The sequence below is a fragment of the Pseudomonas bharatica CSV86 genome (assembly GCF_000319305.2).
Lineage (GTDB): Bacteria > Pseudomonadota > Gammaproteobacteria > Pseudomonadales > Pseudomonadaceae > Aquipseudomonas > Aquipseudomonas bharatica.
Genome location: NZ_AMWJ02000002.1, coordinates 1,598,646 through 1,612,760, shown reverse-complemented (window position 1 = coordinate 1,612,760; position 14,115 = coordinate 1,598,646). Strand labels below are relative to the sequence as shown.

The following is a 14,115-nucleotide window of genomic DNA, read 5'->3' as shown; positions in this document are numbered from 1 at the left end:
ACCTGGATGAGTATAAGGAAAATGGCAGGGGCGGCTGGATTCGAACCAACGCATGGCAGGATCAAAACCTGCTGCCTTACCGCTTGGCGACGCCCCTGTATCTGTTGCTGCGAGTACCTGGTACTCGATTCCTAGCGCAGACTTCGTAGCTTGCGATGCAACATCGAAACATTGCTTCCCTTTGCCACGAACCCTGTTTGGGTCTCTGCAAGAAGGGCCAAAACTCTATCAGCTTCAGCTTTGTCTGGGAAGGCCCCAAACACACAACTTCCAGTGCCGGTGAGTCTTGCTTCAGTGAATTTGTTTAACAAATTCAAGGCGTTACGTACTTCTGGGTAACTTTGCTCAACTACCGCTTGACAGTCATTTCGACTGTTTCCCTCGGGAACGGGGCGCACTTTAATGGGCTTTGAATTACGTGTCAACAAAGGATGCGAAAAAATTTCCGCCGTACTTACAGACACTTGCGGAACCAGCACGACGTACCAGGGCTCGTGCGGATCGACGGGCGTGAGCTTTTCCCCCACGCCTTCGGCAAAGGCCGCATGGCCGCGAACGAACACCGGCACGTCGGCGCCCAGGCCCAGGCCGAGCTCGGCGAGCCGGTCTTCACCGCAGCCGGTCTGCCACAGATGATCGAGGGCGAGCAGGGTGGTCGCCGCATCCGAGCTGCCACCGCCGATGCCGCCGCCCATGGGCAGCACCTTGTGCAGCCAGATGTCGGCACCCAGCGTGGTGCCGGTCATTTGCTGCAGCTTGCGCGCGGCGCGGACGATCAGGTTGCTGTCGTGGGGAACGCCGGCGATGTCGGTGTGCAGGCGGATCTGGCCATCCTCGCGCACGGCGAAGTCCAGTTCGTCGCCATGGTCGAGGAACTGGAAGAGGGTTTGCAGCTCGTGATAGCCATCGGCGCGGCGCCCGAGGATATGCAGCATCAGGTTGAGCTTGGCCGGGGCCGGCAAGGTCAGGCGTTCGCTCATTTCAGTGCCCCAGCTGGCGCGGTTGCCATTCCTTGAGGACCACGGTCACGTCCAGGTCCTGGCCGTGCATCTTGATCCGCTCGGGCAGCCAGTAGCCGTTCTGTTCGGTGTAGCGGGTGTATTCCACCTGCCAGCCGTCCTGCTCCAGGCTGGCCAGGCGGCTGTCGCCGTCGAGGGTCAGCCGGCTCTTGCTGTCCGGCGCAGGCAGGCCGCGGACCCACCAGACCAGGTGCGATACCGGCAATTCCCAGCCGAGTTGCTCGGCCAGCAGGGTTTCCGGGGTCGGTGCCTCGAAGCGGCCCTGGTTGGCGACTTCCAGCACCACCTGGCCCGGGCGCCCGGTCAGGCGTGCGGCGCCGCGGCCCAGCGGGCCGGACAGGCGGATATCGTAATAGTCCTGGCGTTGCAGCCAGAACAGTGTGCCGCTGCCGGAGTCCTTCGGCGCGCGGATGCCGACCTTGCCGTTGATCTGCCAGCCGTCGAGGGTGCTCAACCGGGCTTTATGTTCTTTCCACAGTTGTGGACTGCCCTGGCCCTGGACGGCTTCCTTGGAACCGAAGCCGGCGCAACCGGCGAGCAGGGCAATCAGGCTGAAGGTGAGCAGGTGGCGCAAAAACATAGGCTTAAAGGGTCTCGGATCCGGTCAGGCGCAGGATGGTCTTGCGCAGGATAGTGCTGTCGGGCTGGGCTTCGAAGGCCTTGGCCCAGACCTGGCGGGCTTCGCGTTGCTTGCCGTTGGCCCAGAGCACTTCGCCCAGGTGGGCAGCGACTTCGTGGTCGGGGAAGCGCTCCAGGGCACGGCGCAGCAGGCGCTCGGCCTCGTCCAGGTTGCCCAGGCGGTAATTGACCCAGCCCAGGCTGTCGAGCACGGCCGGGTCGTCGGGGGTCAGTTGGTGGGCTTTTTCGATCAATTGCCGGGCTTCGGCGTAGCGCGTGGTGCGATCGGCGAGGGTGTAGCCAAGGGCGTTGAGGGCCATGGCGTTTTCCGGCTCGCGGGTGATGATGGCGCGCAGGTCTTTTTCCATCTGCGCCAGATCGTCGCGCTTCTCGGCGAGCATGGCCCGGGTATAGAGCAGGTTGAGATCGTCCGGATACTGCTTGATGGCGTTATCGAGGACGCGTCGGGCCTGGTCTTCCTTGCCGTTGTTGCCCAGGGTCTCGGCTTCGATCAGGTACAGCTGGATGGCGTAGTCGGGCTGGCTGTCGCGGGCCTGGTCGAGGCGGCGGATGGCTTCGTCGGTACGGCCGTTGGCGATAAGGATATCGGCCTGGCGCAGTTGCGCCGGCAGGTAATCGTTGCCGGCGCCGACCTGGGCGTATTCGCTGAGGGCACCTTCGAGGTCGTTGCGCTCTTCGCGGATGCGCCCGAGGTTGAGGTGCGCGGCATCGACGTGGCTGTCACGGTCGATCAGGTCCTGCAGGTAGCCGGACGCCTCGTCGTAGGCCTTGGCCTCGAGGCTGACGAGGGCCAGGGAATAACGCAGTTCGTCGTCGTCCGGGTATTGCTGGAGCAGGCTGGCGAATTCGTTCTTGGCATCGTCGATGCGGTCCTGCTCGACCAGCATGCGGGCGTAGGTCAGGCGCAGGCGCTTGTCGTCGGGGTTGCGCGCGATGCTCTTGCGCAGCAACGGCAGGGCTTCACCGCCGCGGTCGAGGCTTTGCAGCAGGCGTGCGCGCAGCAGGACCGGGGCGATTTCGCTGTCCTGCTGCGGCGGATGGGCTTCGAGCAGGGCCAGGGCCTCCTCGGATTTGCCGTCCTGTTGCAGAAGCAGGGCCTTGCCGAATACCAGCTGGCTGTTGTCGGGGTATTTCTGCAGCAGGCGATCGAAGCTCTTGAGCAGGCCGTCGCGGGTGTCCTGGTCGGTTTCCGCAGCCGACAGGGCAAGGAAGTCGAAATGGGTATCGCCCTGGCCCTGCAGGACCTTCTCCATATAACTCATGGAATCATCGTAGCGCCCTGCGCGGGCAAGCTGGATGGCGGCGGCACGCTGGGCATCGATGTTTTCCGGGTCGTTCTTTGCCCACAGCAGCGAAGCCTCCAGCGTCGACTGGTCGGCGCCCAGGTATTCGGCAATGCGGAAGGCGCGCTCGGAAACGCCGGCGTCCTGGGTCTTCTCGGCCTGGACCATATAGTTGTCCAGGGCGATGTCGAAGCGATTGCGCTGCCCGGCCAGTTCCGCGACCAGCAGGCTGTAGAGCGTGTCCTGGGTGAACGAGCCATACACCGTCGGCTCTGGCCTGGCCGCCGGCGCGGCGGCTTGCTCGGCGGCAGGCGACGAGGCCTCCCCGGAACCCGGCAGGGCCTGGCAGCCCTGGAGCAGGGCGAGGGCGAGCAGCAACGCGGAAGATCTATTCATAATGAGGATTTTGAGCGACTAACCTGCGGTCGGGCCATCATGACACAAGCGCCTGGGCAAACCCACTTCGCGATGGCGTTATGCATACAGTCTATAGAGACAATCGCGAGCGGTGGTTGTTCTCGATCCAGCGAAGTAGGACAATTATCGGCTTCACGTCACAACCAGCGACCTTGAATGGCCTTTCTTGCCCTCGGTATCAACCATAAGACTGCCTCGGTAGACGTACGCGAGCGCGTGGCGTTTACCCCCGAGCAGCTGGTCGAAGCCTTGCAGCAGCTCTGTCGACTGACCGCCAGCCGCGAAGCCGCGATCCTTTCGACCTGCAATCGCAGCGAACTGTACATCGAGCAGGACCACCTGGCGGCCGACAGCGTCCTGCGCTGGCTGGCCGATTATCATCAGCTGAGCGTCGAGGAGCTTCGGGCCAGCGCCTACATCCATGAGGACCACGACGCGGTCCGGCACATGATGCGGGTCGCATCCGGGCTCGACTCGCTGGTGCTCGGCGAGCCGCAGATCCTCGGCCAGATGAAGTCGGCCTACGCCGTGGCGCGCGAGGCCGGTACCATCGGCCCGCTGCTGGGGCGCCTGTTCCAGGCCACCTTCAACGCGGCCAAGCAGGTGCGCACCGACACCGCGATCGGCGAGAACCCGGTATCGGTAGCCTTCGCCGCGGTGAGCCTGGCCCGACAGATCTTCAGTGACCTGGGGCGCAGCCAGGCGCTGCTGATCGGCGCAGGCGAAACCATCACCCTGGTCGCCCGCCACCTGCATGAGCAGGGCGTGCGGCGCATCGTGGTGGCCAACCGGACCCTGGAGCGTGCCAGCACCCTGGCCGAGCAGTTCGGCGCCCGTGCGGTGCTGCTGGCGGACATTCCACAGGAACTGGTCAACAGCGATATCGTCATCAGTTCCACCGCCAGCCAGTTGCCGATCCTCGGCAAAGGCGCGGTGGAGAGCGCCCTGAAACAGCGCCGGCACAAGCCGATCTTCATGGTCGACATCGCCGTGCCCCGGGATATCGAGCCGGAAGTGGGGGAACTGGACGACGTCTACCTCTATACGGTCGATGACCTGCACGATGTCGTCGCGGAAAACCTCAAGAGCCGCCAGGGCGCTGCCCAGGCCGCCGAGGAGCTGGTCTGCGCCGGCGTCGAGGACTTCATGTCGCGCCTGCGCGAACTGGCAGCGGTGGATGTATTGCGCGCCTATCGCCAGCAGAGCGAACGGCTGCGCGACGAGGAATTGCAAAAGGCCCAGCGCCTGCTGGCCAACGGCGCCAGCGCCGAGGACGTGCTGGTGCAGCTCGCCCGCGGCCTGACCAACAAGCTGTTGCACGCTCCCAGCGTGCAACTGAAAAAGCTCTCCGCCGAGGGCCGCGTCGATGCGCTGGCCATGGCCCAGGAACTCTTTGCCCTCAACGAGGGCCCCACGGATAAAACCCCGCAATGAAAGCGTCGCTGCTGAAAAAACTGGAGATCCTCCAGGACCGCTTCGAGGAACTGACCGCGCTGCTCGGCGATGCCGAGGTCATTTCCGACCAGACCCGCTTCCGCGCCTATTCCCGGGAATATGCCGAAGTCGAGCCGGTGGCCGCCGGGTATGTGCAATGGCGCAAGCTGCAGGATGATCTCGAGGGCGCGCAGGCCCTGCTCAAGGACAGCGACCCCGACCTGCGCGAGATGGCCATCGAGGAAGTCCGTGAAGCCAAGGAGCAGTTGCAGGCGCTGGAAGACCAGTTGCAACGCATGCTCCTGCCGAAAGACCCGAACGACGGACGCAACGTATTCCTGGAAATCCGCGCCGGCACCGGCGGCGACGAGGCGGCGATCTTCTCCGGCGACCTGTTCCGCATGTATTCGCGCTACGCCGAGCGGCGCGGCTGGCGCCTGGAAATCCTCTCGGAAAACGAGGGCGAACACGGCGGCTACAAGGAAATCATCGCCCGGGTCGAAGGCGAGGCGGTGTACGGCAAGCTCAAGTTCGAGTCCGGCGCGCACCGCGTGCAGCGGGTTCCCGAGACCGAGTCGCAGGGCCGCATCCATACCTCCGCCTGTACCGTTGCCGTGCTGCCCGAGCCCGACGAGCAGGTCGCCATCGAGATCAACCCGGCCGATCTGCGTGTGGATACCTATCGCGCCTCCGGTGCCGGTGGCCAGCACGTGAACAAGACCGACTCGGCGATCCGTATCACCCACTTGCCCACCGGTATCGTGGTCGAGTGCCAGGAAGAGCGCTCCCAGCACAAGAACCGTGCCCGGGCGATGTCCTGGCTGTCGGCCAAGCTCAACGACATGCAGACCAGCGCCGCGCAGAATGCCATGGCGTCCGAGCGCAAGCTGCTGGTCGGCTCCGGCGACCGCTCGGAACGGATCCGTACCTACAACTATCCACAGGGCCGGGTCACCGACCACCGCATCAACCTCACCCTGTATTCGCTGGACGAAGTCCTGGCGGGGGCGTTGATGCCGTGATCGAACCGTTGCTGGCGGAATACCAGGCCGATCAACTGGCCGCACTGGGTGATTGAATGACCATTATCGCCAGCCTGCTCCGCAGCGCGGAGCTTCCCGACTCGCCGACACCGCGCCTCGACAGCGAATTGCTCCTGGCCGCAGCCATCGGCAAGACCCGCAGCTACCTGCACACCTGGCCGGAGCGTATCGTCGCCAGCGAGGCGGCGCAGACCTTCGCCGGGTATCTGCAACGGCGCCGTGCCGGTGAGCCGGTGGCCTATATCCTCGGCCAGCAAGGCTTCTGGAATCTTGATCTGGAAGTTGCCCCGCATACCCTGATCCCGCGTCCGGAAACCGAGCTGCTGGTAGAAACCGCCATGGCCCTGCAGCCTGCCGCCAAGGCCCGCGTCCTCGACCTCGGCACCGGCACCGGCGCCATTGCCCTGGCCCTGGCCAGCGAGCGTCGTGAATGGCAGGTCACCGCCGTGGATCGCGTGGCCGAGGCCGTGGCCCTGGCCGAGCGCAACCGCGAGCGCCTGCAACTGGACAACGTCAGGGTGCTGCAAAGCCACTGGTTCAGTGCCCTGGACGGACAGCGTTTCGAGCTGGTCATCAGCAATCCGCCCTATATCGCTGCCGAAGACCCGCACCTGGTTGCCGGAGACGTGCGTTTCGAGCCGAGCAGTGCGCTGGTGGCCGGCGCCGATGGCCTGGACGATCTGCGCCAGATCGTCGCCGAAGCGCCTGCGCACCTGGTCGAAGGCGGCTGGCTGCTGCTGGAGCACGGTTACGACCAGGCTGCGGCGGTACGCGAGTTGCTGGCTCGACACGGCTTCGAGCAGATCGAAAGCCGTCTTGACCTCAATGCGCACGAGCGCATCACCCTGGGGCGCCTGCCGTGCTGACCGACGAGGAACTGCTGCGCTACAGCCGGCAGATCTTGCTGGCGCAGATCGATATCGACGGCCAGTTGCGCTTGAAGAATGCCAGCGCCCTGATCGTCGGGCTCGGCGGTCTCGGTTCGCCGGTCGCCTTGTACCTGGCAGCGGCGGGAGTCGGGACCTTGCACCTGGCGGATTTCGATACGGTCGACCTGACCAACCTGCAGCGGCAGATCATCCATGACGGCAGCACGGTCGGCCAGCCCAAGGTGGACTCAGCGTTGGCCCGCTTGCGCGCGCTGAATCCGGATATCCGGCTGGTCGCCCATCCTCGCGCGCTGGACGCAGACTCCCTTGCCGCAGCGGTGGATGCAATCGACCTGGTGCTGGATTGCTCCGACAACTTCGGCACTCGTGAAGCGGTCAACGCGGCCTGCGTCAAGGCCGGCAAGCCACTGGTCAGCGGCGCTGCGATCCGTCTGGAAGGACAGTTGTCGGTGTTCGACCCACGGCGCGCGGATAGTCCCTGCTATCACTGTCTTTACGGCCACGGCAGCGACGCGGAACTGACGTGCAGCGAAGCTGGCGTCGTCGGGCCGCTGGTCGGGCTGGTCGGCAGCCTGCAGGCGCTGGAAGCGTTGAAACTGCTCGCCGGATTCGGCGAGCCGCTGGTGGGGCGCCTGTTGCTGGTGGATGCCCTGGGCACGCGTTTCCGCGAGCTGAGGGTCAAGCGCGATCCGGGTTGCACGGTGTGCGGGAGCCAACATGGTTGATGCCTCGGCGCCGGTCGGCGTATTCGATTCCGGCGTCGGCGGCCTCTCGGTCCTGGCCGAGATAGCCCGGCTGCTGCCCAACGAGTCGCTGCTGTATGTCGCCGATTGCGGGAACATTCCCTACGGGGAAAAATCCCCTGAGTTCATCCGTCAGCGTTGTCGCACTGTTGCCGGTTTCTTCCAGGAGCAGGGCGTCAAGGCCCTGGTGTTGGCGTGCAATACCGCGACGGTGGCCGCCGCCGCCGACCTTCGCGAGCAATTCCCGCACTGGCCGCTGGTCGGCATGGAGCCTGCGGTCAAGCCGGCGGCCGCAGCGACCCGCAGCGGCGTGGTCGGCGTGCTGGCCACTACCGGTACCTTGCAAAGTGCCAAGTTCGCGGCATTGCTCGATCGCTTCGCTACCGATGTCCAGGTGGTGACCCAGCCATGCCCCGGCCTGGTGGAGCGCATCGAGTCGGGTGACCTGAACAGCCCGGCGCTGCGCCAGTTGCTGCAAGGCTACGTCGAGCCTTTGCTGGCTGCCGGTTGCGACACCATTATCCTCGGCTGCACCCACTATCCCTTCCTGCGTCCACTGCTCAGCCAGATGGTTCCGCCCAGCGTAGCGATCATCGACACCGGGGCCGCAGTCGCCCGCCAGTTGCAGCGCCTGCTGGCCGAGCGCGAGCTGCTCGCCACCGGTCCCGCCCGGCCGGCAGAGTTCTGGACCAGCGCGGATCCCCACCATTTGAGAAACATCCTGCCGTTGTTGTGGAAAAAATCAGACCTTGTGCGAAGCTTCTGCCGGTAATCGACAAAATTTTCACAAAAAGTCGAAAATCCACTGAACTCCTTTGTAAGCGCTGATTTCTGATACGTTGTCTGATGGGACAAAAAACCAACAAGCAGGATTTCTATAAAGGACGTTTCTCATGAAGAAACTGATTTGCGCGGCTGCATTTGCAGTTGCAACCCTGGGGCAAGCATTCACCGCGCAGGCTGCGGACATCACCTTCGCAGTCGGCCAGACCAGCGATTCGACCATGACCTATCGTCTCGGCCTGGAATCCAACTGGGGCGCCAGCTGGTGGCAGACCAGCGTCGGTCGCCTGACCGGCTACTGGGATGCTGGCTACACCTACTGGGACGGTGACGAAACCTCGAGCAACCACAGCCTGTCGTTCGCGCCGGTATTCGTCTACGAGTTCGCTGGCGGTTCGGTCAAACCTTACATCGAGGCGGGGATCGGCGTCGCGGCATTCGCCCACACCAAGCTGGAAAGCAACAACCTGGGCGGCTCCTTCCAGTTCGAGGACCGCATAGGCTTCGGTCTGCGCTTTGCTGGAGGGCATGAGGTCGGTGTCCGGGCAATCCATTACTCCAACGCCGGCATCAGCCAGCCCAACGACGGTGTCGAAAGCTTTGCCCTGCATTACCGCATGGCGCTCTGAAGTTTGATGGATTGAAAGAAACCCCGCCGGATATGGCGGGGTTTCTTTTTTTGTGTCGTTTTTACGGGCCTCATCGCTGGCAAGCCAGCTCCCACAGGGATCGCGTGCACCGCAAACCCTGTGGGAGCTGGCTTGCCAGCGATGAGGCCCTCAGGTTCGCCGCAAAGGCCACAGGCTGCTTACCGACATGGCTTCCAGCACCATCTCCGGCATTCGCTGCGGCAGCCGGTCGATGATTGCCAACGCCGCCGTGTCTGCCGTCCACCGCTGCGGCAGAGCGATCGTCGAGATCACCGGCTTCTTCACGGTTTGCGGCGTAACCAGGGTCAGGTCTATTTCCTGTGGCGCCAGGCGACTGCGCATTTCGCTGAACCACTGGCCCAGGCTGTTATGTGCCGTGGGACTTTGGCTGCCTTCATGCTGCTGAAGCGCGGTGATGCTGCTGAGGATCCCCACGACATGCGGCTTCCTGCCGGCCAGCAGCAGCGGCACGGCGTTGCCCAGGCAATAGGTGCTGGCGCTGACGTTGCTGGTGATCAGCGCTTCGAACATCGCCGTACCGCTGGACGCTCCGTCGAGGTAATCGCAGGTACCCGCATTGAGGATCAGCAGGTCCAGCGCACCCCATTCTTGCTGGATGCGCACGCTCATGGCTTCGGCGTCGGTGGCCTCGGCGAGGTTGCCGTGCAGCTCCAGGCAGCCGGGGATCAGGTGCTCTGGCAGGGGCTCGAAGGGCGTCCGCCCGCTGATTGCCACACGGTGACCGAGGGCAAGCAGGTGCAAGGCCAATGCATGACCGAGGCCGTTGCTGGCGCCGGTGACCCAGATTCGTTTGCTGTGCTCGGTTGTCACGTTAGTACTCTACTTCTTGTTCTTTCGGGAGTTGTTTGAATGCCTCGATGGCCCTGCGGCGGCTCATGCCCAGATCGACAATGGGTTGTGGATAACCCCTTACCGAAAACAGGCCGCCGGGGCTGTGGATTTCCTTGTCGTCGAGGTCTTTCAGCTCCGGCAGCCAGTGTCGCAGGAAGCGCCCCTTTTTGTCGAAGCGTTCCGACTGACTCACCGGATTGAATACCCGAAAATATGGCACTGAATCGGTTCCGGTCGAGGCGCTCCATTGCCAGCCACCGTTGTTGGCGGCGAGGTCGCCGTCGATCAGGTGGCGCATGAAGAATGCTTCACCCTTGCGCCAGTCGATCAGCAGGTTCTTGCTCAGGAACATCGCCACGACCATACGCAGACGGTTATGCATCCAGCCCGTGGCGAGCAGTTGCCGCATGGCGGCGTCGACGATCGGCACGCCGGTGCGGCCTTCCTGCCAGGCCTTGAGATCTTCGGGGGCATCGCGCCATTGCACTGCCTCGGTGGCCGGACGGAAGGCGCGGTGACGGGAAACCCGTGGATACCCCGTCAGCACATGCTTGTAGAACTCGCGCCAGAGCAGTTCGTTGATCCAGGTAACCGCGCCGGGGTTGCCGCTCTCGAACTCGCCGTGATTGTGCGCCAGCGCCGCGTGCAGGCACTGGCGCACCGAGACCACGCCGGCCGCGAGATAGGGCGAAAGCTGGCTGGTGCCGTCCACCGACGGTATATCGCGCTGCTCGGGATAGTCGGCCATGGCGTCCTGGGCGAAATCCTCCAGACGCTTGCGGGCGTGGCGTTCTCCTGCCGGCCATAGATCGCGCAGCGTGTCGCAGGGGAGCGCGAAGCCTTCGATGGCTTCGGGAATGGCATCATTGGTTGCTGCTGGCCTGTCCTGCTTGCGCGGTAGCCGCTGCAACGGGGGCAGAGCATGGTGCAGGCGCTGGTAACAGGCCTTGCGGAACTGGGTGAAGACCTTGAAGTAACCATCGTTCCTGGTCAGCACCGTGCCCGGCTTGAACAGCAACTGGTCGAGGTGGCTGTGCAGGCGAATGTCGTGACGCTGCAGCAGCTCGCCAACCTGGCGGTCACGCCGCGTTTCGTTGATGCCGTATTCCTCGTTGACGTGCACATCCTGCACGCCGTGTGCCTGGCAGACCTCCAGCACCACCTGTGGCGCGTCTCGCCAGTGCTCGGCATGGCGGATCAACAGCGGGATGTTGTAGTGGGCCAGTGCTTCCTGGAGTTCGCGCAGGTTGCGCAGCCAGAAATCCACCTTGCACGGCGCGTCGTCGTGTTCTTTCCATTGCCCGGGGCTGACCAGCCACAGGGCCAGGGTCGGCCCGCGTTCGCTGGCGGCGCACAGTGCGGTGTTGTCATGGATTCGCAGGTCGTTGCGCAGCCAGATCAGTTGCATTCAGGGTTTCCGTGGAGATAGGGGCAGCAAGCGCTCCCAGGCCGTGCAGGCAACGCTGTGCCGCCAATGGCGTATCGAGCAAATGCCAGCCTGGGTCGTCGCCCAATGCTTGCTTATGAAGGATGACAGCAGCGCCGAACAGGAGTTTCGGCACCTCGAGCGGGTTCAGGTCGCGACGCAGTTGCTCGCAGTCCGCAACGGTATTGACGCTGAGCAGCAATGCCCCGGCGCCGAGACGTTCTGCTGCCATGGCCAGGTCGCGCCCATGCAGCGGGAGATCGAAGACCTCCACTGGGCAGCCAGCATCGCTGACCAGCCAGGCGCACAGCCACAGGTGCGGATCGATGGCCAGGTTGCCGGTGCTGAGCAGAAGCACCGGCACACCGTTGAGCTGGCGGTTGTTGTGGTAGACCCGCAAGCCCAGCTTGCTGCGCAGCCAACTGTAGAAAAATGCCCGTTCCACCTGGGCACAAGGGTGAACCTGCCAGCGCACTTCCAGTTGGTCCAGCAACGGCAGCAGCAGTTGTTCGCACAGGGTGGCCGCCGGATACAGCGCCATGGCCTGGTTGAACTGCTGGTCGAGCTGACGTTCGCCAAGGTGGGCGATGCAGTTGCTCAGGTGTGCCGACAGCACGGACCAGTCATCTCCCGTATTGCGCCCTGCCGGTGGCGGATCGGCGTCCAGCAACGGCAGGACCTGGCTGACCGCGACACCGCGGTTGAGCCAGGACACGATGGCCTGTATCCGCTGTACCTGGTCGCTGCTATACAAGCGATGGCCCTTGCTGGTGCGCTGTGGCACCACCAGGCCATAACGTCGTTCCCAGGCGCGCAGGGTGACTGGGTTGACCCCGGTGAGGCGGGCGATTTCGCGGATTGGCAGCAGTTGATCAGATGGCATTGCGCAGGCTCAGGTTTTCCGGATGCGGTTGCAGGTAGACCTGGGCCAGCAGGTAGGGATCGGGGTGATGTCGCAGATGATGCTTGAGCAGGGTCATCGGCACTACCAGCGGTACCACGCCGGCCATGTACTGATCGATCAGGCGGCGGATTTCCTGTTTGTCCTGTGGCCCGAGGAAGTCCCGCAGATAGCCGCTCAGGTGCATCAGCACGTTGCCATGGGTGCCACGGCTGGCACAGCGCGACAGGGCGCTCATCAACTGGCTGAAATAGCGCGTGCCCAGTTCCTCGGGATCGTCCTGGCGCGTCATGCTGCCGAGCAGCTTGCCGAGTACCTTGTATTGTTCGGGGTTGTGCGCCATCAACTGGTACTTGTAGCGCGAGTGGAAGGCGATCAGTGCATGCCTGCTCAGCCCCTCGCTGCGCAAACGCTGCCAGTCGGCATAGGCCAGTACCCGGGTAATGAAGTTTTCCCGCAGCACCGGGTCGTGCAGGCGGCCTTCTTCTTCCAGTGGCAGGTCGGGGCGCAGTTCGCGGAAGCGGGCGGCGTAGAGGCCGCTGGAGAGCTGCCGTGCCGGATAGCCGTTGGCCTGGTAGACCTTGATGCGCTCCAGGCCGCAGGACGGAGATTTCTGCATGAAGATGTAGCCGCAGATGTCGTCCAGTTCCGCTGCGGTTTGCTCGGCGTAGGCGCGCAGCGCGTCGGAAACGTCCAGGGATGGATCACGGCTGCCAACGGCCCGGGGATTTTCCGGGTCACCGCTGAGATGGATCGCCGCGCGTGGCGTACCAAGGCCAATGGCCACTTCCGGACAGACGGGCAGCAGCTCGAAGTGCTCGGCCAGCACATCGGTACACAAACGGGACTGCTTGTGGCCACCGTTAAAGCGGACTTCTGCCCCGGCAAGGCAGGCGCTGAGGGCTATTTTTGGCTTGATGTGGGACATGCGACGACAACCTTTCTTGTACAAAGATAAAAATATGTACAACTTACGCCTAGCATAGGCCCAAGGTTGTACAAGTCAATATCCCTGTAGAGGTCGCAATGCCCGCAGGGTTTATTCCAGGTGTTCAATCAGCCGACGCGCCGCTTCCTGGCCGCTGAGCCAGGCCCCCTCGACCCGACCGGACAGGCACCAGTCGCCGCAGGCATATAGGCCTTGGTCGGCATCGGCCAGCACGCCCCATTCATGGCTGCCGGCGGGACGGGCGTACAGCCAGCGGTGCGCCAGGGTGAAGCTCGGGGCGGGCACGGCGCAGCCGACCAGTTCGGCGAAGTCGCCCAGCAACTGCTCGATCACGGCCTCCTTGTGCAGGTCGATGTGCTGCTTGCTCCAGCTCGAAGTGGCATGCAGGACCCAGGTGTCGAGGTGCTCGTCGCGGCCCGGCTTGCTGCGGTTGCGCGCCAGCCAGTCGAGGGCGCAACCCTGGACGAAGCAGCCTTGCATCGGCGTATCGAGCGGCGTGTCGAAGCCGAGGGCGATGGCCCAGGTCGGCTCCATCTGCACGCCTGCCACGACAGCGGCGAGTTTCGGCGTGGCTGCCAGCAACGGCGTGGCCTGGGGGGCGGGAACGGCAACGATGACCCGGCTGAACGGGCCATGGCTGCAGCCGTCGGTGTCCTGCAGGTGCCAGTAGTGCTTGCCGCGAAACACTTCGCTGATACGGCAACTGAAGTTCACCGTGACATCCTTGAGCAGGCCACGGGTGATCGCACTCATGCGCGGCACGCCGACCCAGCGCGTCTGTTCGTCGGGGGACGGGGTCAACTGGCCGTCGCGATAGTTGTACAGCTGCGGTTTCCACTCGGCGACCCAGCCCTTGTCCTGCCAGTGCTGGACCTGCTCGACGAAGCGCCGGTCGCGCGCGGTGAAGTATTGCGCGCCGAGGTCCAGCGCGCCGGCGTCGCTGCGCTTGCTGGCCATGCGCCCGCCGCTGCCGTGGCCCTTGTCGAACAGGTGAACGGCCAGCCCCTGCTTCTGCAATGCCTGCGCTGCGGAGAGTCCGGCGATGCCGGCACCGATGATGGCGATAGGTACAGTCATGATGGCCTC

13 protein-coding genes, 1 tRNA gene and 1 pseudogene are annotated in these 14,115 nt (G+C 64.0%); 6 read left to right on the top strand and 9 right to left on the bottom strand.

Annotation, left to right across the window (positions count from 1 at the left end; translation table 11 throughout):
- Positions 1–22: 22 nt before the first annotated feature.
- The 4 genes from CSV86_RS21270 to CSV86_RS21255 form a co-directional block, all read right to left on the bottom strand.
- A tRNA-Gln gene (locus CSV86_RS21270) sits at positions 23–97 on the bottom strand.
- Positions 98–131: 34 nt separating this feature from the next.
- On the bottom strand, positions 132–980 hold the full coding sequence (gene ispE, locus CSV86_RS21265; RefSeq protein ID WP_009405960.1) for a 4-(cytidine 5'-diphospho)-2-C-methyl-D-erythritol kinase: 849 nt from the start codon (positions 978–980) through the stop codon (positions 132–134).
- A 1-nt stretch (position 981) separates the two neighbouring features.
- Complete coding sequence (gene lolB, locus CSV86_RS21260; RefSeq protein ID WP_009405958.1) at positions 982–1,599, bottom strand: lipoprotein insertase outer membrane protein LolB; 618 nt, start codon at positions 1,597–1,599, stop codon at positions 982–984.
- 4 nt (positions 1,600–1,603) lie between these two features.
- Entirely contained in the window at positions 1,604–3,337 is a 1,734-nt protein-coding gene (locus tag CSV86_RS21255; protein ID WP_037062080.1) for a tetratricopeptide repeat protein, read from the bottom strand.
- Positions 3,338–3,514: 177 nt separating this feature from the next.
- Here CSV86_RS21255 and hemA point away from each other — a divergent pair, with 177 nt between their 5' ends.
- From hemA to CSV86_RS21225, 6 genes and pseudogenes are all read left to right on the top strand, one after another.
- Positions 3,515–4,792, top strand: coding sequence for a glutamyl-tRNA reductase (hemA, locus tag CSV86_RS21250; RefSeq protein ID WP_009405954.1), 1,278 nt, complete (start codon positions 3,515–3,517; stop codon positions 4,790–4,792).
- Positions 4,789–5,870: pseudogene (gene prfA, locus CSV86_RS21245) on the top strand (peptide chain release factor 1). Before hemA ends, prfA begins: the two are co-directional and overlap by 4 nt.
- Positions 5,871–6,701, top strand: a complete 831-nt coding sequence (prmC, locus tag CSV86_RS21240; RefSeq protein WP_009405950.1) for a peptide chain release factor N(5)-glutamine methyltransferase — start codon at positions 5,871–5,873, stop codon at positions 6,699–6,701.
- Complete coding sequence (locus CSV86_RS21235) at positions 6,695–7,450, top strand: molybdopterin-synthase adenylyltransferase MoeB (protein WP_009405949.1); 756 nt, start codon at positions 6,695–6,697, stop codon at positions 7,448–7,450. The genes prmC and CSV86_RS21235 overlap by 7 nt, the downstream gene beginning before the upstream one ends.
- Entirely contained in the window at positions 7,443–8,240 is a 798-nt protein-coding gene (gene murI / locus CSV86_RS21230) for a glutamate racemase (RefSeq protein ID WP_009405947.1), read from the top strand. Before CSV86_RS21235 ends, murI begins: the two co-directional genes overlap by 8 nt.
- 121 nt (positions 8,241–8,361) lie before the next feature.
- Complete coding sequence (locus CSV86_RS21225) at positions 8,362–8,880, top strand: acyloxyacyl hydrolase (RefSeq protein ID WP_009405945.1); 519 nt, start codon at positions 8,362–8,364, stop codon at positions 8,878–8,880.
- Between the two features lie 150 nt (positions 8,881–9,030).
- Here the strand turns inward: CSV86_RS21225 and CSV86_RS21220 are convergent, their stop codons facing one another.
- From CSV86_RS21220 to CSV86_RS21200, 5 genes are all read right to left on the bottom strand, one after another.
- A complete protein-coding gene (locus tag CSV86_RS21220) occupies positions 9,031–9,732 on the bottom strand; it encodes an SDR family NAD(P)-dependent oxidoreductase (protein ID WP_009405944.1) in 702 nt (233 codons plus the stop codon).
- Position 9,733: 1 nt separating this feature from the next.
- Entirely contained in the window at positions 9,734–11,161 is a 1,428-nt protein-coding gene (gene phrB, locus CSV86_RS21215; RefSeq protein WP_037062079.1) for a deoxyribodipyrimidine photo-lyase, read from the bottom strand.
- Positions 11,121–12,062 carry a MerR family transcriptional regulator gene (locus CSV86_RS21210; protein ID WP_009405940.1) on the bottom strand — a complete coding sequence of 314 codons (942 nt, stop codon included), beginning with the start codon at positions 12,060–12,062 and terminating at the stop codon, positions 11,121–11,123. The genes phrB and CSV86_RS21210 overlap by 41 nt, the downstream gene beginning before the upstream one ends.
- Positions 12,052–13,008: a YbgA family protein gene (locus CSV86_RS21205; protein WP_009405938.1), complete on the bottom strand. Its 957-nt coding sequence runs from the start codon at positions 13,006–13,008 to the stop codon at positions 12,052–12,054. The genes CSV86_RS21210 and CSV86_RS21205 overlap by 11 nt, the downstream gene beginning before the upstream one ends.
- A 111-nt stretch (positions 13,009–13,119) precedes the next feature.
- Positions 13,120–14,106, bottom strand: a complete 987-nt coding sequence (locus CSV86_RS21200; protein ID WP_009405936.1) for an NAD(P)/FAD-dependent oxidoreductase — start codon at positions 14,104–14,106, stop codon at positions 13,120–13,122.
- Positions 14,107–14,115 lie beyond the last annotated feature (9 nt).